At 62.3% G+C, this 18,619-nt stretch carries 18 protein-coding genes and 1 tRNA gene; 8 read left to right on the top strand and 11 right to left on the bottom strand.

The window, feature by feature from the left end; genetic code table 11:
* Window positions 1–51: 51 nt before the first annotated feature.
* Together NKH51_RS14655 and NKH51_RS14650 are read right to left on the bottom strand one after the other, a co-directional pair.
* Window positions 52–510 (bottom strand): hypothetical protein, encoded by a 459-nt coding sequence (locus tag NKH51_RS14655; protein WP_254762415.1) that lies wholly within the window; start codon window positions 508–510, stop codon window positions 52–54.
* A gap of 166 nt (window positions 511–676) precedes the next feature.
* Window positions 677–844: a DUF1931 family protein gene (locus NKH51_RS14650; RefSeq protein WP_254762414.1), complete on the bottom strand. Its 168-nt coding sequence runs from the start codon at window positions 842–844 to the stop codon at window positions 677–679.
* A 268-nt stretch (window positions 845–1,112) separates the two neighbouring features.
* Between NKH51_RS14650 and larB the strand changes: the two genes are divergently transcribed.
* The 5 genes from larB to NKH51_RS14625 all read left to right on the top strand — a co-directional run bounded on the left by larB (window position 1,113) and on the right by NKH51_RS14625 (window position 5,014).
* Window positions 1,113–1,871, top strand: a complete 759-nt coding sequence (gene larB, locus NKH51_RS14645) for a nickel pincer cofactor biosynthesis protein LarB (protein WP_254762413.1) — start codon at window positions 1,113–1,115, stop codon at window positions 1,869–1,871.
* A 119-nt stretch (window positions 1,872–1,990) separates the two neighbouring features.
* Window positions 1,991–2,140 carry a DUF7563 family protein gene (locus tag NKH51_RS14640; protein WP_254762412.1) on the top strand — a complete coding sequence of 50 codons (150 nt, stop codon included), beginning with the start codon at window positions 1,991–1,993 and terminating at the stop codon, window positions 2,138–2,140.
* Window positions 2,141–2,212: 72 nt separating this feature from the next.
* Window positions 2,213–2,461, top strand: coding sequence for a GIY-YIG nuclease family protein (locus NKH51_RS14635; protein ID WP_254762411.1), 249 nt, complete (start codon window positions 2,213–2,215; stop codon window positions 2,459–2,461).
* Window positions 2,462–2,551: 90 nt separating this feature from the next.
* Complete coding sequence (locus tag NKH51_RS14630; protein ID WP_254762410.1) at window positions 2,552–3,550, top strand: DUF8054 domain-containing protein; 999 nt, start codon at window positions 2,552–2,554, stop codon at window positions 3,548–3,550.
* 72 nt (window positions 3,551–3,622) lie between these two features.
* Window positions 3,623–5,014, top strand: a complete 1,392-nt coding sequence (locus NKH51_RS14625) for a phosphoglucomutase/phosphomannomutase family protein (protein ID WP_254762409.1) — start codon at window positions 3,623–3,625, stop codon at window positions 5,012–5,014.
* Between the two features lie 79 nt (window positions 5,015–5,093).
* Here the strand turns inward: NKH51_RS14625 and NKH51_RS14620 are convergent, their stop codons facing one another.
* From NKH51_RS14620 to NKH51_RS14590, 7 genes are all read right to left on the bottom strand, one after another.
* Window positions 5,094–5,975, bottom strand: a complete 882-nt coding sequence (locus NKH51_RS14620; protein WP_254762408.1) for a HEAT repeat domain-containing protein — start codon at window positions 5,973–5,975, stop codon at window positions 5,094–5,096.
* Window positions 5,976–6,445: 470 nt separating this feature from the next.
* Entirely contained in the window at window positions 6,446–7,114 is a 669-nt protein-coding gene (locus NKH51_RS14615; protein WP_254762407.1) for a hypothetical protein, read from the bottom strand.
* Window positions 7,115–8,225: 1,111 nt separating this feature from the next.
* A complete protein-coding gene (locus tag NKH51_RS14610) occupies window positions 8,226–8,636 on the bottom strand; it encodes a hypothetical protein (protein WP_254762406.1) in 411 nt (136 codons plus the stop codon).
* A gap of 285 nt (window positions 8,637–8,921) precedes the next feature.
* Window positions 8,922–11,882 (bottom strand): hypothetical protein, encoded by a 2,961-nt coding sequence (locus NKH51_RS14605; protein ID WP_254762405.1) that lies wholly within the window; start codon window positions 11,880–11,882, stop codon window positions 8,922–8,924.
* Window positions 11,883–11,935: 53 nt separating this feature from the next.
* A complete protein-coding gene (gene cysE / locus NKH51_RS14600; RefSeq protein ID WP_254762404.1) occupies window positions 11,936–12,445 on the bottom strand; it encodes a serine O-acetyltransferase in 510 nt (169 codons plus the stop codon).
* Window positions 12,446–12,645: 200 nt separating this feature from the next.
* Window positions 12,646–13,314: a metallophosphoesterase family protein gene (locus tag NKH51_RS14595; protein ID WP_254762403.1), complete on the bottom strand. Its 669-nt coding sequence runs from the start codon at window positions 13,312–13,314 to the stop codon at window positions 12,646–12,648.
* 337 nt (window positions 13,315–13,651) lie between these two features.
* Window positions 13,652–14,242, bottom strand: a complete 591-nt coding sequence (locus NKH51_RS14590) for an IMP cyclohydrolase (RefSeq protein WP_254762402.1) — start codon at window positions 14,240–14,242, stop codon at window positions 13,652–13,654.
* A 110-nt stretch (window positions 14,243–14,352) separates the two neighbouring features.
* Between NKH51_RS14590 and NKH51_RS14585 the strand changes: the two genes are divergently transcribed.
* From NKH51_RS14585 to NKH51_RS14575, 3 genes are all read left to right on the top strand, one after another.
* Window positions 14,353–14,910, top strand: coding sequence for a homing endonuclease associated repeat-containing protein (locus tag NKH51_RS14585; protein WP_254762401.1), 558 nt, complete (start codon window positions 14,353–14,355; stop codon window positions 14,908–14,910).
* A gap of 135 nt (window positions 14,911–15,045) precedes the next feature.
* Window positions 15,046–15,118: transfer RNA gene (locus NKH51_RS14580), tRNA-Gln, on the top strand.
* 129 nt (window positions 15,119–15,247) lie between these two features.
* On the top strand, window positions 15,248–15,946 hold the full coding sequence (locus tag NKH51_RS14575) for a rhodanese-like domain-containing protein (RefSeq protein ID WP_254762400.1): 699 nt from the start codon (window positions 15,248–15,250) through the stop codon (window positions 15,944–15,946).
* A 9-nt stretch (window positions 15,947–15,955) separates the two neighbouring features.
* Here the strand turns inward: NKH51_RS14575 and NKH51_RS14570 are convergent, their stop codons facing one another.
* Entirely contained in the window at window positions 15,956–17,323 is a 1,368-nt protein-coding gene (locus tag NKH51_RS14570; protein WP_254762399.1) for an oxidoreductase, read from the bottom strand.
* Between the two features lie 175 nt (window positions 17,324–17,498).
* Window positions 17,499–18,542: an NAD(P)-dependent alcohol dehydrogenase gene (locus NKH51_RS14565; RefSeq protein ID WP_254762398.1), complete on the bottom strand. Its 1,044-nt coding sequence runs from the start codon at window positions 18,540–18,542 to the stop codon at window positions 17,499–17,501.
* Between the last annotated feature and the right edge of the window lie 77 nt (window positions 18,543–18,619).

Here is an 18,619-nt window from a genome sequence, read left to right as displayed (position 1 = left end):
CGGCAGTCGCTTTCGGCTGCAGCGCGGGTCGCACGCCGAGCAGGTCGGCGCTCAGCGCGAGGTGAGCCGGAGCCGACGCGTCGATTCTTCGGTTTCGCTGTCGCTATCGCTCTCGGTCGCCGTCGCCTCGCCCGTGCTCCGGGAGAGCAGCGTGACGGTCAGGTAGAGGACACCCAGCAGCCGCGCTGCCGGGACCACCCACGGCTGTAGCTCGAGGTCGTCGGTGTTCGTATAGACCAGGTGCTGGCTGAGCGTGATCATCGGCCGGGGAAGCATCACGAGCGCCAGCCCGGCAAGCCCGAGGAGTCCGCTGACCAGCGTCGACCCCTTCCGACCGCGGACGAGCAGCCAGACGAAGACCAGCCCCTCGAGTCGCGCCCCCGACTGCGCCAGCGGTCGTCGCTTTACCGACTCGGGGTTTCGCAGTCCGATCCGTTCGCACGCCCCGATGATCGGCTCGGGCTTGACGATCTCGACGAGCCCGAAGCCGACGAGGAGTTTGCGTAACATGTGTCACGGCCGTACCACGGCGGGGGGCAAAAAACTCGAGCCGGCAGCCGTCCACTGGCTGCCGAGTAGCCCCGCTGTCGCTGGTCACGAGTCTCGTCGCGGATCCGCTGGGTAGCGGCGCGGCTGGTCGATTAGCGGCCGAAAAAAACGTCTCGCGTGGCGTTCCTTACAGGTCGCGGGGCTGGACCGTCTTCCGGTCGTTGGCCTCGGCTCGTCGGGCGGCGTCTTCGAGCAGCTCGGAGACTTCGTCGTCGAGCGCGTCGTAGAAGTCCGAGGCTACGTTTTTGTCATCGAGCGCTTCCTTCACGGCGGCTTTGACGATAAGGTCTGCCATACGATGTATCCGTTTCCCGTTACCCCATATAAAAATTCTGGTTAGGGGCGGAAATACGGGGGTTGCAGCGGTTCATTCGCCCGTTTCGGAGCCCAGAATCACCGGAAAGTATATGTTTGATGAGCGGCCCGGCCCCCGTTTCGTCCCGATCGAACCCCGGAACGCGGCTCGCGCGCGCTCTCCGGGCCTCGCACACGCGTTCGGCACTGATCCGATTCGCTCCGAGACAGGGCGACGGATTCGAGTACGTCGGCCGTCGAAGACGAGTATGCGCGAACTCCTCGAGGCCGTCGCCGACGGCTCGCTGTCGCCGGCCCAGGCCGAAGCCGAACTCAGGGGCTACGCCACCGGCGAGGCGGGTCGGTTCGACGCCGCTCGCGACCGCCGCCGCGGCGTCCCGGAGGCGATCTTCGCCGACGGGAAGTCGATCGCCCAGGTCGTCGCACTCGCCGAAACCGCACTCGAGACGACGGACCGTGCGCTCCTCACTCGGGTGTCGGAACCGCAGTTCGACGCCCTCGAGACGCTCGTCACGGAGACGGTTCCGGACGCGACGATCGATCGGCGTGGGCCGACGGTCCACGTCGCGATGCCCGACTACGAGCCGCCCGAACTCGCGGCGACGGTGGGGATCGCGACCGGTGGGACGGTCGACGAGTGGGTCGCCGACGAGGCGGCGCTCGTCTGCGAAGACGCCGGTGCGACGGTCGATCGAGTCCACGATATCGGCGTCGCGGCACTGTCCCGAACCTTGGACCAACTCGACCGACTCCGCGACGCCGACGTGCTGATCGTCGCCGCCGGCCGTGAAGGCGCGCTGCCGACCGTCGTCGCCGGCCTCGTCGATACGCCGGTCATCGCCGTTCCCGTCTCGAGCGGCTACGGCCACAGGGGCGACGGCCAGGCAGCGCTCGCCGGGATGTTGCAGTCCTGTACCGTGCTGTCCGTCGTCAACATCGACGCAGGGTTCGTCGCCGGCGCCCAGGCGACGCTGATCGCGCGAGCGATCGGCGCCGCTCGCGACTAACGTGCACACTCGATCTCGAAAAAATACTTCCCACAACCGGAAACCCAAACAGCGTTTGGAGAAGGTTATTTAACCGTTCACCCGGTAGTGCGTAGTACCGGCTTCGGCCGGTGTGACCAATGCCCAAGTGTGACCACTGCGGCGCGCACGTCTCCGAACGCTTCGCGCGTGTCTTCGCCAACGAACGCGGCGAGATCCACGCGTGTGTCAGTTGTTCGGCCAATGCCGGAATCGCGGAAGCCGCGAAAGAGCGCGCTCGCGGCGCGTAACGCATCGCGACCGATCACCACGCGCCCCCACGGACGTGACGCTTTTTGTGCACCCGCATGTTTTCACAGCCAATGACCGAGCACGTGGTCTACGTCCTCGAGTGCGCCGACGGCTCGCTGTACACCGGCTACACGACCGACCTCGAGCGACGCGTCGCCGAACACGACGCCGGCGACGGCGCCAAGTACACGCGCGGGCGAACGCCGGTGGAACTCCGCTACCACGAGCGCTTCGACTCGAAATCAGCGGCGATGTCCCGCGAGTACGAGATCAAGCAACTGCGCCGCGCCGAGAAGGAACGGCTCGTCGGCCTCGAGTGACGCCGTCGTCCGCCCGCTGGGTCGTCCGCTATTATCTTTCCTCACCCGTCCGAAAAATAGATATCTCTCGGACGTGATACTCTCCTCGAGATGCAAATCGACGTCGTCGACGATCTGAAGCAACCCGAGTACACCGGTGAGAACCGGTGTGAACCGTGTACCGTGTTGAACCTCCTCATCGCGGCGGTGGTGGGCTCGCTCGTCGCGCGCAAGTCCCGACTCGGCGGTCTCGTCGCCGTCGGCGTCTCGCTCGCGCTGATCTACCTCCGCGGTTATCTCGTCCCCGGAACGCCGACGCTGACGAAGCGATACCTCCCGCCGGCGGTCCTGCGCTGGTTCGGCAAGGACCCCGAATCCGAGGTAGCCAGCGGACTCGGCGGCGTCGATACCGCGACGTCGCGAGACGCCGAGTCGATCAGCGTCGCCGATTCCACGGACCCGTCGCCGCCCGCGGACGATGTCGCGACCTTCGACGAAGCCGACGTCGACGAGGCCGACGGTCCCGACGAGACGGAGCCGGCAGCGGACCGACCCGCCGAGGCGTCGACCGACGCCGACGCGCCCGAGATCACCGATCTCGAGACGTTCTTCCTCGATCACGAGGTCCTCGAGCCCTGCGAAGAGCGGGACGACCTCTGTCTCACCGACCCGTTCGAGGCCGACTGGTTCGACGAGATCGAACCGCTCGACGAGGGCGGCGTCGACGCCGCGGCGGCCGTCGACGCGTTCGGCTTCGAGGCCGACCCCGACGAGTTCGAACTCGATTCGCAGGACGATACCTACCGGCTGCTCTCGCGCTCCGGCGGGGCCGGCCGCTGGCCCTCTCGCGCCGCGTTGATCGCCGACGTCGCCGCCAGCCGCGCCTTCGCCTCCTGGGTCGACGACTGGGACGCCGTCCCCCCCGAGACGAAAGGCGAGGTCCTCAACGGGCTCCGGATGTTCCTCGAGACCTGTCCCTCGGGCGGGAACGTCCAGATGGGCGAGGAAGTCGTCGAATCCTGTTGTAGCTCCCACGAGGTCGTCGCGGTCACCTGCGAAGAGACCGGCGAGCGCCTCTTCGAACAGCGTCTGGCCGACGTCGACGTCTGACCGCGTTCGCTCGAGTCGCACGGGCTGGACCGTCCCGTCGCTTTTTTCGCACCGGCTGACGAGGGTCCGCGCATGGAGACGATCAGCTTCGGCACCGACGGCTGGCGGGCGACGCTCGAGGAGTTTACGGCCCCCCGAGTTCGGATGGTGGGGCAGGCGGTCGCGACGTACCTCGCCGACGAGGGGCTCGAGGGGCCGGTGGCGGTGGGGTACGACGCCCGCGAGACCTCGCGCGGGTTCGCCGAAGAACTGGCGCGAGTGCTGTGTGCGAACGGCATCGACGTGTTGCTCTCCGACCGCGACCGGCCGACGCCGCTGGTCGCCCACGCGATCGTCGAGCGAGACCTCGCGGGCGGGCTCGTCATCACGGCCTCGCACAACCCGCCGGAGTACAACGGCGTGAAGTTCATCCCCGAGGACGGCGCGCCGGCGCTGCCCGCCGTCACCGACGCCATCGCGGCGCGGCTCGCCGAACCCGACCCGCTTCCCGAGGACCAGCACGGGACCGTCAGCGAGGTCGACTTCGCCGGATCGCACGCCGACGCCGCCCTCGAGCTGGTCGCGGAACTGGCGGGCGACGCCGACCTCTCGGGGCTGACCGTCGCCTACGACGCCATGCACGGCAGCGGCCGCGACACGACCGATGCCCTCCTCGAGCGCGCCGGAGCCACCGTCGAGCGCCTGCGCTGTGAACGCGATCCCGATTTCGGTGGCGGCTCGCCCGAACCCGCCGCCGAGAACCTCGAGGCGCTGATCGAAGCTGTCAGAGCGGACGACGGCGTCGACCTCGGCATCGCCAACGACGGCGACGCCGACCGGATCGCCATCGTCACGCCCGAACGCGGCTATCTGGACGAGAATCTCTTTTTCGCTGCGCTCTACGACTATCTGCTCGAGGACGAGTCAGGCGCGGCGGTGCGCTCGGTCTCGACCACCTACCTGATCGACCGGGTCGCCGAGGCCCACGGCGAAACCGTCCGCGAGGTCCCCGTCGGCTTCAAATGGGTCGCCGAGGCGATGGCCGACGGCGACGCCTTGGTCGGCGGCGAAGAATCGGGCGGCTTCACCGTCCGAGGCCACGTCCGCGAAAAGGATGGCGTCCTCATGGCCCTGCTCGCGGCCGCGATGCACGCCGACGAACCGGTAGACGAGCGCGTGGATCGCCTGCTCGAAGCCCACGGCACCGTCGCCCAGGACAAGATCAGCGTGGACTGCCCCGACGACGAGAAAGAACGGGTGGTATCGGATCTCGAGGACGAGATCCCCGCGACCGTGGCGGGAACCGATGTCGAGGACATCAACACCGCCGACGGCTTCAAGCTCCTGCTGGCCGACGGCTCCTGGCTGCTCGTGCGGCCCAGCGGGACCGAGCCCGTGTTGCGGGTCTACGCCGAGGCCGAGGACGAGGAGCGGATTCGGGCATTGCTCGAGGCGGGGCGGGAACTGGTCGAACCGCTGGTGTAAGTCTGCGTGTTGGTCACACCGACTAGCTCCCGTCCTCGATCGTTCACGAACGCGTCAGCGACTGCTAATACCGGAGAGTTCACCGGTCGCCCTCAAGGCGTTCGAGGGCCGCTTCCGCCGCAGCACGAACCTCGGGATCAGGGTCGTCGCGAGCCGTCTCGAAGATTGTTCGAGAGCGCGACTCGCCGATCTGGCCGAGTGCTTCGACGGCCGCGGCTCGGACGTGAGCGTGCTCGGAGTGAGTAGCGATCTCCTCGAGTTGCTCGAGCACGAACCGGCGTTCCTCTCGCGTTTCCTCGAACGTCTCGGACGTTGCCAGCAGTGTCCCAAGAATCGAAATTGCTCGCGGCCCAAACCGTGGACCGTCGTCCCAGACGAACAGCAGTAACCCACCGATCGCACCCTGATCCGGCTCAGTGGCCAGCGCATCCAGCGTCCGTTCTATAATCTCGTCCTCGAACGACAGGAGCAAGGACTTGTACCAACGTCGGGCCGTGTCCGCGTCTGCGGGCCGAATCCGCTCGTCGATTAGCTGCTCGATCGCGTCGGTCTCGCGGGCGCGATGAAGAAGCCAGTCGTCTCTGATTGGTCCGAAGGTATCGTCAGCACTCGTGGAATTCTCTAGGAGTAGTTCTTCGTATACGTCAAGCGAGCTATCGAAGACTAAACTGGAACACTCTTTGATAGACTCTAGTGCTAGTTCTACATCTTCAACCAACGTCGGTAGCGAACCACGGACTGTGGACGGGTCTATTCCATGCTCACGGTAGAACGCTATCGTCTCTTGACCGGCCTCTGCCACTGCTGCAAGCTGCTCCGTGATTGAAACCGGAATTGGATCGATCGACAGCTCTGACTCGAGTTCAACCTCCTCCTCAAAGCGACCTTTCCCGCCTTCGGGTGCCACCTCCCCAGAAACCTGAACGAGATCGACCTCGACCGTACCTGTCTCTGCTTCCATTGGCCGGTAAATCAGTGAACTCTCTCCGCTCTCGACCTGCTCTCCCTCACGTCGATAGTACCAGCGCACCGGCACTGCCCAGGAACGTGCTCCGTCGGTCGCGTCGAGAATCGCCCCGGCAGTGAACTCGACGAACTTGCTGATAGGGTATCGAAGCGAAGCTCGAGTTCCCGGTCCGTCTCGTGATCGGACACCGTAAGCACCAGGACTGGCCAAGCCTCTCTCGCTTTTTGTGTTTTCTTCACATCTAGCTCTCCAAAGGAGATCGATATCTCCGTCGCACATCTGTTTCTCGTATCGACCATGGCAGGGATTCTCTTCCTGAGTATACGAAATCTATCCAACATGTGAACTTAAAAATAGAGTGAGTCATAGATCTGCAGTCTGCAGGAGGCCACGGTCTACCTCTGATGGAGATCGTGGGCGGTACTTGTACTACCCTGTCGCAACCCTGAGATAACGATGATTGGTTATAGTCCGCATTCCTCCAGAAGCACCGTCTCGGCGTCCGATCGCTGTGTCTCGGTACAGGTATTTGGATTGTCGCTCAATAAGAGGAGACGGCCACCGTCGGAGAGTTCCGTGAATCGAGCGGTCGTCAGCCCTTCGAGACACGCTTCGCCCAGCGTCTGTACCAGCCGTGGTCCAAATGCGAGTAGCCAGAACGCCCGATCGATATATCCTGTCTCGATACGTTTCCGGTCGAGAGAAGAGTCCTCGAGATACGTGCCACCGTAGACGAACACTGGTTCGGTATACTCGTACAGTGGGATGACGATATTGTCGACAACCGTTCGAACGTTCTCGCTCCGACTGATCCGAACGTAGTGATCGGGGACTGAGACTGTTACCGTTGCCGGACTGTCGGTGTCAGGATGGATGTAAACTCCGAACTCGATGTCATCTGTTTGGAACCAGAGAACTCCATGGCGCCCCGAACTGACGCGTTCGATCGCGTCCTCGAGTGGGAGTTCGGATGGAAATTCGCCGGCGGCGTTCGGACCGAGACACCGCGTCGTAGAGGGATCGTCGCCGGATAGATCGAATGTGCGACCGCAGTAGCGAAGCAAATCCGCTATGTCGACGCTCGTCCCTCGATCGGGGATGTAGAACCGAACTTCCAAAAACTCAGTCGTCATAGGTGGTCTTGGATTTCGATTGGAACGGGTTGACAACGAATCGAACGAGTAGGATTTCGTCGGCTAATACTTCGATTTCGGCATCTGGATCGCTTGGACGAATCTAGAGCCCCGATCATTAGCCGGAGAAGGCAGGAGTCATTTCTACTCTTCATCGACTGACTGTGTACCACGCTTTCGTTTGTTTGAGCGTTGAGCTCACTGTCAATATACCTCCTCCGGGTCAAAACTGCCGACGAGCGATCGAATATCTAGATCGTTCCACATATCCGATGCAGAATAGACTTCTCGATCCACCTTCTCGACTGGAAGAGTATCAGAAAGGCGCCCGAGAAACGCCGATAAATACGCTCGATTAGTTTCGCCTCGTTCGGTCTTCGCTAACCAGATATCACTACGAAGTGAAACGGAGATATGAAAGAGATATGGTGAATCGATATCGTCGTGATATCTATTCGGAGCGAACGAGATAGTGAGGTCAAGCGGATCCCACGTTGGGTCCCGATTTACCGGTTCTCCTTTCTTATATGCTATACAGTACGTTCGATCGATATACTGATCGCTATTATTGAGTCGAACCTTGAGCCGATTGTGATGGAATGGGACTCGCGGAATGAATCGTGACCCCGAGTGATCAATCTGAGTTGATGTCATGAAATCATCGGCCGTTAGTCCACATTCGTCGCTCAATTCCCGTACATACGTTTCTGTGGGTTTGGACGTGTTATCTCCATATGGAAGGCTTTGATTCTTCGGATATACTCGGAGCTGATACGTTAGTCCGACAGGTAATAGGAACTCACCAAACGAACACAACAACTTCGAACAGAGTTCCGTCATTTCGTTCGACTGTTCGGAGCACGTAGTCGCGTCTGATGGAATGATGAAGTCCCAATTGACGCCGCTGTCGGTGGAAACTCTCGCGTGGTCCTCATTCTCATTCTCCATGAATTGACTGTGATTGGTTCGGATGTCCCGGACGAACGAGTGCGTCAGCTTCGAATCGCTCATCAGCTAGATCTCAAATCCGAATACCATTTTATCGACATTCTGCTGGTATATTCTTCGAGTTGGTACTATCTATACTATAAACCAAAGGGGTTACCTCATATCAAGATGAGCTCAATAGTATTTTCCGAAGTTGTCGTTTACGTTCTGGTCCAAAATCGAGTGGGTTGGCAACGAACTGAACGAGCAGGCTTTCATCGGCTAGCACTTCGATTTCGACGTTTGGATCATTGTATACGTCTTCCAACTGGATCGCTTGGACGAATTTAGATTCAAGGATCATAAGCCAGAACACATCCGAAATTCGGCGGTTACGAACGTCGTCTGCCGTTAACCGAAATTCGAGTTCACCTGTTCCGGCCTCGTCGACGGATTCAATCGTCGCGAATGCGAGCACCGCATCGAATCGCTTGTAGAACAACTTCATGAGACTGACCCATTCGTCAACGCGATCTCCACGGTCGCCAGTCGTCGAAGCGGATTTGAACGTTGATTCTTCCGTTGAGACCGTCATGCTGTCTACTCCTTCGAGCGAACCCATCCCGATCGAAATGGTGAATGCCAGGCCGTCGCTCTGAAGACCAGTGATCGTTCCCGAACCGTGCGTGACAATCGCGTTTACCGCATGTGACAAGGGCACTTCCTCATCGAACCAGACATCGGTAGCCGGACACGAATACCGCACAGATGAAGAATCGTGACACCACCTATGACACGCCCACTCGAGGTACTCGTGCTGTTCTGAATTTGACAGGGGCTGGCTAGGGACGATTTCAAGAGTATGGTGACATTCGGTCATTCAGATGAGTTCCTCTACTGTCGTCTGCAGAAGGTCTCGGTCACTGATCAGTTGATCAACTCGTTTGCTTGTTTTTCCTCTGATGATCACGTATCCCTTACCTCCCTGCATATTCGCTCTGCGGTACTGCTGGTGAACAGTTAGCTGGTTCGCCAGGCGATTGAACCGACGTTGCTGTACACCTTTCTGGGTTGGATCTAGCTTCAGGTCTCCCGACTTTATTTCTATCGTCGTCCCGTCTCTTAGCACGAGGTCGAGTTCAGACGATCCAACACCGTCAACTGAGATATCACGTGAAAGCTGAACGATCTGGCGTGTATTACTTCGTTTAATCGTCGCTGCGACATCAGCTTCGGCAGCCGCTCCTCGGAAGTTCTTCTTTCCTCCGCCTCGCACTATGCTCTCGACGACATCCGAAAGACCGGTTGTCCCTTGCAACTCATCAGCGTTCTGAACGAATCGATCGATCTTGGCTGACGAGACGCCCTGGCCGTGTAATCGGAACAAGTTCTCCCGAAGCTGTGCGTTGTCTGTCTGTCGCACCGACAGGGAGAAGAATTCGTCCGTGCGTTGCGGACCGAGATCATCAACGAGCCGAACACCGTTCTGATAGCGTCCGAGGTGGCGCAACAACTCTGTTCGCTGCGCCCCATCTAGTTTCTTCAGTACTGCTGTATCGACATCGTCAAGCCGCTTCACGATCGCCGCTGTTTTTCCTGCAGTACTCACTTTCGGGACATTGTCGACTATCCGACCACCATCAGGCAGCGTTATTCGGCGGCCACCATCAGCAAGCACCTTCTGTGATACACGCCCCGTTTTCGATACACGCGTGACGCGTAACGTGGGTGTGTAAGCTTTCCGTGCGGCTTTGAGCCGCTTTGAGACCCCCGTTGCTTTGCTGATCCCTCTCGTAATAGTGCCTCCATACGCTACGGAAGCGACGAAATGGACAACGTATCCCTCATACCAGCCCTGTGCGTACTGCAGACACTTCGTATCTCCAGGGTCACAGGCGCTATTTCCGTCGGTGTAGGGGTTGTCTAGACGCTGTTGATCGCGAACACTCGCAGGCAGATTTGAAATTAATTGCTGTAATAACTCTACACCAATTCCCTTGCGGAACGCATAGATTGCGTTTCCTGTCTCGACAGGTTGTGTCAACACCAAGTGGACTAACTCCGGAAGTTCGGATGCACTGTGGGTGAATCCTGAAAGTCGGCCCACATCCTGAGCGGGGACCCCCTCTTTGGCAAGATTTCCGTAGACCGATGTCTGCGCATAGAGCAGCTTTCGCTGGGAGTTCCCGTGAACATCTTCGACGTAGATTTCCGACTTTGACCCCCGCAGAGCGGTCATCGAGCCCTCCCAGAGGGATTCGTAGGGCGCGACGCCAGAGATAACATTAGGACAATATCTTCCGCCACTAGCGATTGTTGTACCTTCGCGTGTTACTTCGTATTCAGCAATGCCAGCCTTGTCCTCAACAACAAAGGTATACTCGAAGTACCATTTTGGACCCTCGGTATCGGGTAACTCCAGCCCAGGGTCCCAATCAAAGCTCGGCGGTTCCGACCACTGTCGATAGTCTACTAACCGTGCCTTTGGGGGTGTCGTGGTAAACACCGTCGGATCTTCGCGAACTGACTCGAGTGCCTCGTCATCACTGATCCCATCACCAGTCGTGTCTCTCGATTCTGGATCGGTTCCGAGGTCCGCTTCCCTAACGTCAGAGAGACTGTCGTGGTCTGAGTTGTTGACCAGCGGATTCGCCTTTACCGTCTGTGTCTCGAAGAATTGTAAGGAATCCCGATTATCATCTTCATCGGTATTGATCTTGTGTAATTCCGTAGCAGCATCGTGGTTGTCGATAACCTCGACCTCCCAGCCCTCGAGTTGCTGTCTATCCGTCAGCCCGTCACTCGTCGTATCGATCCGCGCGGGGTGAGCTTTGGCACCGGTGACCTCCGCTGCGAGTATCTGTTTCCCTGCATCGTACTCTTCGTACCGCCACTCGATGTCGACGACCTCGCTGTCGCGAAGGCCGTTACCGCTCGTATCCGCCTGTGTCGGATCCAGATCGAGCGGTGTGCCGACGACGCCGTCGCCGCCAGCGGGCATCCTGAGATCCAGCTTCTCGACTTCGTCCGGGAAGCCGCTCCCGCTGGAGTCGACGAGGGTCCCGACGTAATCGACCGTCAGTTCGGCGGTCCCCTGGGTCTCGAGCTGTACCGTCACTTCTTCGCCCGCGAACGCCGACAAGTCCGCCTCGTGGGTCTGCCAGCCCGTCGACCCCTGCTCGTTCACGTCGATGATTTCGGTGTCGGACTCGCCGGTCACGACGATCGCAGTGCTCCCCTCCGAGACAGTACTCGAGGCACGAGTCTCGAACCAGACGCGCTCCGCGCCGGCCGGAATTTCGAACGTGCGGGTGAGCCGTGCACTCTCGCCGCTGCCCTGCGTCGCAACCTCGGACGCCGTCTCCGTGGCCGACGCGGACGAGAAGGGGAGCCACGGAACCGACCAACAGCCGACGATCGGCAGACAGATTTCCGGTGGATCGTCACCGGTATCGCCCCCGTCGCCACTTCCGCTGTCACCGTCGTCACCGCCGCCGATACCACCGCCGCCACCGCCATTGCTGTTCTCGGCCTCGCTAGCGAGCGTTACGTGGCCGTCGGTGACCGAAACGTTCCCCTCCTGATCCCATCTCGCTGCCGACTCGAAATCCTCGAGTTGGGGCCACTCGAGCGCCGTTTTGTCCCCGGTTGACGGGATGAACGAGGACTCGAGTATCGTGAAGAACGAGAACGAAGAGACGTTGGTCGTCGCCGTCAGATTGTCCGCGTCGATCTCGGTCTCGACCTTGTGCCACCGCCCGTCTGTGCTCGGATCCCACTTGTAGACCGACAGGTTTCCATCGGTTCGCTCGAGCGCGCCCTCGTCGATCGGAATCGTCACCTCGGCCTGGTCGAAGGATGTCTCGTTGCCGGCGGACCGTCACCGCCGATTTCTCAGTCCACTCGCTCCGCCGGCACGCCGACGACGGTCGCGCCTGGTTCTACGTCCCCCGTGACGACCGAGCCGGCGCCGACGGCCGCGTCCTCGCCGATCGTGATGTCGCCCAGCAGCGTCGCGTTCGCGCCCAACTGTGCGCCCGATTCGACCGTGGGATGTCGCTTGACCGGTTCGTTCGCGTCGCCGCCGAGGGTGACCCCGTGGTACATGTGGACGTCATCGCCGATCTCGGCCGTCTCGCCGATGACGACGCCCATTCCGTGATCGATCGTCACCCGGCGGCCGATCTCGGCGGCCGGATGGATCTCCACGCCCGTTAGGAATCGCACGAGGTTCGAGAGCAGCCGCGCGGTCAGCCCGAAGCCGGCGTTCCAGAGCCGGTGACACAGTAGGTGCATCCAGACGGCGTGCAGCCCCGGATAGCCGAGCAGGACCTCGAGCCACCCTGTCGCGGCGGGATCGCGTTCGCACATCGCGCGCACGTCTTCGCGGATGCGCCTACACATCGCCCTCGCCGATCGCCACCGCGGACTCGATCTCGCGACGCCGCTGGCCGCGACCCGACGACCGCGTCGGCGACCGACAACACCGGCCCGCGGCGCGACGCGGATAGTTCCTGTCGAGACACGCGGTGGGGCCGGTGGCTACCATAGCCGAACGTAGCCGTGGGAGCAGTGTAAAAAGATTCGTTTCGCCCCCTCGCGGCTCACTCGCCGCGAGCCAGCCGCGTTCCGATGCGGTCGGGGAGGCCGGCCTCGCCGACCGCCTCCTGGACCGCCTCGATATCGTACTCGACGCGGTGAGTGTCGACGGTCAGGGCATCCAGATCGACGACGGCGTAGCCCGCCCGCGGATCGCCGTCGCGAGGCTGGCCGACGCTGCCGGGGTTGACCACGATTCCCTCCGCGAACTGCTTTGCGCCCTGGACGTGGGTGTGGCCGAGCACCAGCACGTCTTCGTCGCCGAGCATTCGGGGCGAGAACTCTCTGGGGTACGTATACCGGGTGTACCGGTCGGGATCGTCCGGATGCCCGTGGACGAGTTTCACCCGTCCGTCGCACTCGCAGCGCTCGCCGGGCAGCGAAGCGAGCCACTCGAGGTGCCCCTCCGAGAGCTGATTCTTCGCGTGCTCGACGCCCGCTTTGGCCATCCCGTTGAACCGGAAGGGGGTCTCCGCGGCGACCGCGGCGTCGTGGTTGCCCATCACCGTCGGCACGTTCCGTTCCCGCAACTCGTCGACGCAGTCCGCCGGCCAGGGGTTGTAGCCGACCACGTCGCCGGCGCAGTACAGCGCGTCGACCGCTGGCATGTCCGCGAGGACGGCCTCGAGGGCGACCCGATTGCCATGGATATCCGAAATGAGTCCGACCTTCATGCTCGAGGGTAAGAGCCGCGAGGGATTTGTAGGTTATCCGGTAGTCGCCCCGAACCCGACTGTGGGCACCGATGGGAACTACACGTCACTCCGGGCTAGTCCACCGCCGTGCGGTGGCGCGCGCTGTGCTGCGGTGAGTCACCGGCGAACCGCAGCAGGAAGCCGTGCGAGGGATAAACGAGGGAACGCAGTGACCGAGTGAATCGGCTGGGGAGGACGTGGCAATCCCCCGTGTCCACGGTAGCAGGGTGCGTCGTTGGCCTCATCATTGCACGACGCTACGTGTACGCATCCGGACACTGAACGAAGACAGCAGTTCACGAGGGAGGCTCGGAACTCAGTCGCCGTTCTCGAGTGCCGTCTCGAACCCGTCCTCGGTTCGGGCCACGCCGGCCGCACACACTGCGTGTTCGAACTCGAGGTCGTAGGCCTCCGTCGCCGCGTCCTCGGCGCTTCCCGCCTCGAGTTCGATCGGCTCCGGCGCGTCTTTCTCGTAGGTCGCGACCAGCGTCGGCTCATCGACGGTCTCGACCAGCAGCGCGTCCTTCCGGATCGTACCGATCAGCGCCTCGCCACCGCCGCCGATCGTCGCCGCGATCCGGGGCGTGTCGTAGTCGTCTTTCTCGTAGTCGAGCGCCAGCAGGCTCTCGGCCAGCGCATCGCGGGCGGGATAGCCCAACTCGAGTTTCTCCGCGATCGGATCGACGTGCGAGCCGTTACCGAACGTCGCGGTCTCGCCCGTCGGCGTCTCGACGACGCGGAGGCAGTTGTAGGAGACGTAGGGGTTGTCCGTCTCGGGAGCGTCTTCGGTGGGACCGACCGTGAGCGCCTCCTCTCGAGCGGTGATCTCGCGGTTCGGGAACGACCGCGACGACACGCGGTACGCCCCGACATCGGGGCCGACGACGACGAATCGTCCGACGTACATATTCGGGGATGGACGCGAGAGGGGAAAAGGGATGTCGGTTCGCGCTCGAGGGGGCGAACATCGCTCCTATCGTCTGCGAATTTATAGGCGATGCCGCGGCCAACGGCGGTGTGACGACGGAAGACGAGTGCCTCGAGGCGCTGCAGGAGGCGGCCGATCGCCTCGGCGAATCGCCGACGAAAGCACAGTACGAGGAACTAGGGCTGACACCGGCTTCCGCGACGATCATTCGGACGTGTGGCGGGTGGAACGACGCGAAAGAGATGGCGGGGCTACAGACAAACCCCTCGAGAGGGGCACGCGTCGGTTCGAAGCCGGACGATGTCGATCTTCCCGACGGAACGTCGTGGGAGGAGCTTTCCGTCGACCAGCGGTGGCACTATAAAAACGCCGACTGGAATACCGAGCGTTCGCTCGAAAGGCGAGAATCACACAGGGCTTGGGCGAACCGACTGCAACGAATGCGTGGCGGTTGTGCTCGCTGTGACGAGACGAACCCGGTCTGCCTCGACTTCCATCACGTCGACGAGGGGCGAAAAGAAATGGCTGTCGGGAAGATGATCGCCTTCGGATACGCGAAAGACCGAATCGAAAACGAGATCGAGAAGTGTATCGTTCTCTGTGCGAACTGCCACCGGAAAGAACATTCTGACACCGAAATGTCGTAATTGCGAACGCAACTCGGATTCAGTATTCGAATCCGCCTATCGGTTCCGGACTGCAACCGAGTTCGTAACACTCTAATACGGAACCGAACTATAGGTCACTACGCCGTCGGAGACGAAGGCCGACGGAACATGTCAAGTCCCATGGGGTAGCGGCCAATCCTGAAGCCTTCTGGGGGCTTCGACCCAGGTTCGAATCCTGGTGGGACTACTTCTCTCGCGTTTCGACTCGAGTTGTCTCGTTCCCCAGTCCTTTGATCTCCAGTTGAAACGAAGGGGTCCAGCGGTAACTGTGGCGTCACCAGAAGCCATATCTCGTCGCCGTCATTAGTTCTCGAATATGAATCGACGGACGTTCCTCGCTATTGGAGGGACGGCGGCGATCGGCGGGGTTGCCGGCTGTCTCGGAAGCAACGGTGGCACGCCGGCCAACGAGTACGGGTACGAAACGACGACCACCGACGGGACGAAGGTACCGCTGGCACCGGTCGACGACGTGTATCAGTGGTACGAAAACGACGAGGCGAAGTTCGCTGATGCACGCGGCCGAGATCAGTACAACGCGGTCCACATCACGGGTGCCGTCTTCTCGCCGGCTCCGACTGGGACCGAGAACGATCCGGTCGAGGAGTGGGCGACCGACACGCAGATCGTGACCTACTGTGCGTGTCCTCATCACCTCTCGACGATGCGCGCCGCAGCGCTGATCGACGCGGGCTACGAACGCACATACGCGATCGACGAGGGACTGAATGCGTGGATCGATCGCGGCTATCCGATCGAGGGAGCGAACGTCTCGGCGAACAGGACGACCTACACGATCCGGGGCCGGTCCGATGCAGCCCACACTGGGGAGATGGTCATGCTCGAGCAAGTCGACGCCGACCGCCGCGAAGCAGCACCGATCGCCGGCGACGGTTCTTACACCCTGCAGCTTCACTACGCCGGCTCGACCGATTCCAGATTCAGAGTCGAAGCCCCCGACTACACCGTCGAAGGAACCCTCGAGGAGCTGACGAGCACCACGATTACGGCCTGAGCCGACCCGCTACGTTTCGGACCGTTCGTACGCTCCCGCTCGCTCGAGTTCGCCCCGTTTTCGAAGCACGTCCGGGGTCCGGCAGATCCCCGGTGCGCCCGTCACTTGTGGAACCGTGCAGTTGTTACAGCTCTCACAGACGACGCGCGGGTTCTCGGTCCCGGAATCGGAATCGAGCAGCCGCGCGCCCAGCCGCGGTTCGGCGTAGAATGGGCGGGCCATCCCGACCATATCACAGGCCGGCACTCCGTGGCTGTCGCCGTATGCTCCCGTCTCGCTCGAGCCCAACAATCGATCCATCTGCGCCCGCTCGCGAATGCCGCCCTCCGCCAAGACCGGAATCGACACCTGTTCGCGAACCCGCCGGCAGAAGTCCTCGTTCCACGCCGGCTCGAAGTCGTACTGCAACGACTGCACGCGATTGGCCAACGCGACGAGTCGCCTCCGGGCTGGCCCGCCGAAGGCCGCGTCGTACCCCTCACGCAGCGCTTCGTTCTCCCACGCTCGAGCCGGATACTCCCCGCGGACGATGCTCATGTCCCACGCGACCGACGTCTGAACGGGGACGACCGCGTCGTAGCCGATCCGCTCGAGTCGACGAGCGATCTCGACCCCGTCCTCGAGCGAGAGTTTCCGGCGGACGACCGGCGATGGGGGTGCCGGCGTCTCGGCCGGCACCTTGGTCATGATCGGCACGTCCCCGGCCCGCTCGCGGATCTCGTCGTGGACGACCGCGAGGAACTCGAGGCGGGCCTCCGGCGAACCGCCGAACTCGTCGTCGCGGCGGTTGTAGAAGGGCGACAGGAACTGCTGGACGATCCCCATGTTCGCCCCGGCGAGGTGGATGCCGTCGTAGCCCGCCTCGACGGTTCGGGCGGCCGCGCGGCCGAAGTCCGCTGCGAGGTCGTACACCTCGTCAGTCGTCAAGACGTGTGGCTCGTAGTCGAGAAAGCCGAGCCGATCCAGCGACCGCAACTGCCACGGCGGTTGCGAGACGGCGAGTTGCTCTATGTCCGGATGCTCCTCGCGATACTCGGCGTGCCAGGTCTCCATGCTCCGCAGGCCGCCGTGCTCGAGTTGGACGAAGAGCCGACTCCCGTGGTCGTGAATGCGGTCGGTCAGCCGCGACAGCCCCTCGACGAAGTCGGGATCGTGGACGCGTGTCATCCCCGGCGCGGCACAGCCCCCCTCGCCGCGGACGATCGTCGCGCCCTGACAGAGCAGCCCGACGCCCGACGCCGCGGCGGGCTCGAGGTCGTCGATCAGCGCGTCGACCGCGTCGGGGCCGTTGCCCGCACACTCGAGCAACGGCGCGCGGTAGAGTCGATTGGGGACCGTGACATCGCCGATCTCGATGGGGTCCTCGAGCGTGGCCATGCAGGGCGTATCGGACGGTCACACAAGAGCGTAGCGCCGATTCCGAGTTCGTTCCCGTCGGCGCGCCGATCGCCGTAGACTGGCCGTCGCGAACCGCCCCGTGTTTTCGACCGACCGTCAGGAGCGAAATCGAACGAGCCGTCCGCGGCGACGGCGACGCGGCGACGGCTGTCCATCAGGGCGGGAGGACGACCGCTCGCCCTTCGATCTCGTTGTGCTCGAGTCGCTCGGCGACCGCGTTGATCTCGCCCAAGTCGTGGCGCTCGGTGCGGAGTTCGACCGCCCCACGGTCCACGAGCGCGACCAGTTCCTGGAGCTCTGCGTACTTGCCCACCAGCGTCCCGCGGTAGGAGAACTCACCGTTGACCAGCGCCTGACTGGGCTGGTGGACGTGACCGCCGTAGCCGACGACGTGGTGGTCGCCGCCGGCGGCGACGATGTCGGGTGCCATCCCGGTCGTCTCGTCGCCGCCGACGAAGTCGATCACTTGCTGGGCCCCCTCGTCGTCGGTCAGATCCGCGACGACGTCGGCGACCTCCTCCTCGGCGGAGTTGACGGTGTGTCGCGCCCCCAGATCCTCGGCCAACTCGAGCGCCTCGTCTTTGATGTCGACGGCGACGATGTCGGCGGCGCTCATCGCCTCGAGACACTGGAGTCCGATGTGGCCGAGGCCGCCGACGCCGATGACGACGCTGGTATCGCCGGGGTTCAGTTCATTGACCGCCTTCTTCACGGCGTGGTAGGCCGTGATTCCAGCGTCGGCGTGGGGCGCGATGTCGGTCGGATCGACGCCGTCGGGGAGGGGGATCACCGCGCGCTCGTTGGTCTGCAGGTACTCGGCGAAGCCGCCGTCGGTCGTGAGTCCGTTGAACGCGCTGTTTTCGCAGTACATGTCCTCGCCGAGCCGGCAGGGGCGACAGATGCCGCAGGTCTGGACGGGATGGCAGATCACGGGATCGCCCTCCTCGACCAGCGTCACCTCGTCGCCGGTCTCGGCGACGACGCCGGCGTTCTCGTGGCCGAGCGTCATCGGCAGGTCCTGTGGCGCGTAGTCGGCCCACATTCCCTCGATGATGTGGTTGTCGGTCTGGCACCAGCCCGCGCCCTCGACCTCGACTAGGACCCCGTCGGACTGCTCAATGTCGGGGCGGTCGACCTCGTCGATTCGCAGCGCGTCGCTCATGTCGTCGGTGTACTCGTGGAGCCTGGCTGCTTGCATGGGACTGGGTCACAGTTCACCGTCATCGGTCATAACGTTCACCACCCGTTTCGCTTCGTGTGAGTGTTCAATAGTTG

Source organism: Natrinema marinum (genome assembly GCF_024296685.1).
Classification (GTDB): domain Archaea; phylum Halobacteriota; class Halobacteria; order Halobacteriales; family Natrialbaceae; genus Natrinema; species Natrinema marinum.
This window is presented reverse-complemented; position numbering and strand designations above follow the sequence as displayed.

Excerpts from the sequence above, each read along its gene's own strand:
- NKH51_RS14655 (WP_254762415.1), bottom strand. The coding sequence starts at position 510 with ATGTTACGCAAACTCCTCGTCGGCTTCGGGCTCGTCGAGATCGTCAAG.
- NKH51_RS14650 (WP_254762414.1), bottom strand. The coding sequence starts at position 844 with ATGGCAGACCTTATCGTCAAAGCCGCCGTGAAGGAAGCGCTCGATGAC.
- larB (WP_254762413.1), top strand. The coding sequence starts at position 1,113 with ATGCGCGAACTCCTCGAGGCCGTCGCCGACGGCTCGCTGTCGCCGGCC.
- NKH51_RS14640 (WP_254762412.1), top strand. The coding sequence starts at position 1,991 with ATGCCCAAGTGTGACCACTGCGGCGCGCACGTCTCCGAACGCTTCGCG.
- NKH51_RS14635 (WP_254762411.1), top strand. The coding sequence starts at position 2,213 with ATGACCGAGCACGTGGTCTACGTCCTCGAGTGCGCCGACGGCTCGCTG.
- NKH51_RS14630 (WP_254762410.1), top strand. The coding sequence starts at position 2,552 with ATGCAAATCGACGTCGTCGACGATCTGAAGCAACCCGAGTACACCGGT.
- NKH51_RS14625 (WP_254762409.1), top strand. The coding sequence starts at position 3,623 with ATGGAGACGATCAGCTTCGGCACCGACGGCTGGCGGGCGACGCTCGAG.
- NKH51_RS14620 (WP_254762408.1), bottom strand. The coding sequence starts at position 5,975 with ATGGAAGCAGAGACAGGTACGGTCGAGGTCGATCTCGTTCAGGTTTCT.
- NKH51_RS14615 (WP_254762407.1), bottom strand. The coding sequence starts at position 7,114 with ATGACGACTGAGTTTTTGGAAGTTCGGTTCTACATCCCCGATCGAGGG.
- NKH51_RS14610 (WP_254762406.1), bottom strand. The coding sequence starts at position 8,636 with ATGACGGTCTCAACGGAAGAATCAACGTTCAAATCCGCTTCGACGACT.
- cysE (WP_254762404.1), bottom strand. The coding sequence starts at position 12,445 with ATGTGTAGGCGCATCCGCGAAGACGTGCGCGCGATGTGCGAACGCGAT.
- NKH51_RS14595 (WP_254762403.1), bottom strand. The coding sequence starts at position 13,314 with ATGAAGGTCGGACTCATTTCGGATATCCATGGCAATCGGGTCGCCCTC.
- NKH51_RS14590 (WP_254762402.1), bottom strand. The coding sequence starts at position 14,242 with ATGTACGTCGGACGATTCGTCGTCGTCGGCCCCGATGTCGGGGCGTAC.
- NKH51_RS14575 (WP_254762400.1), top strand. The coding sequence starts at position 15,248 with ATGAATCGACGGACGTTCCTCGCTATTGGAGGGACGGCGGCGATCGGC.
- NKH51_RS14570 (WP_254762399.1), bottom strand. The coding sequence starts at position 17,323 with ATGGCCACGCTCGAGGACCCCATCGAGATCGGCGATGTCACGGTCCCC.
- NKH51_RS14565 (WP_254762398.1), bottom strand. The coding sequence starts at position 18,542 with ATGCAAGCAGCCAGGCTCCACGAGTACACCGACGACATGAGCGACGCG.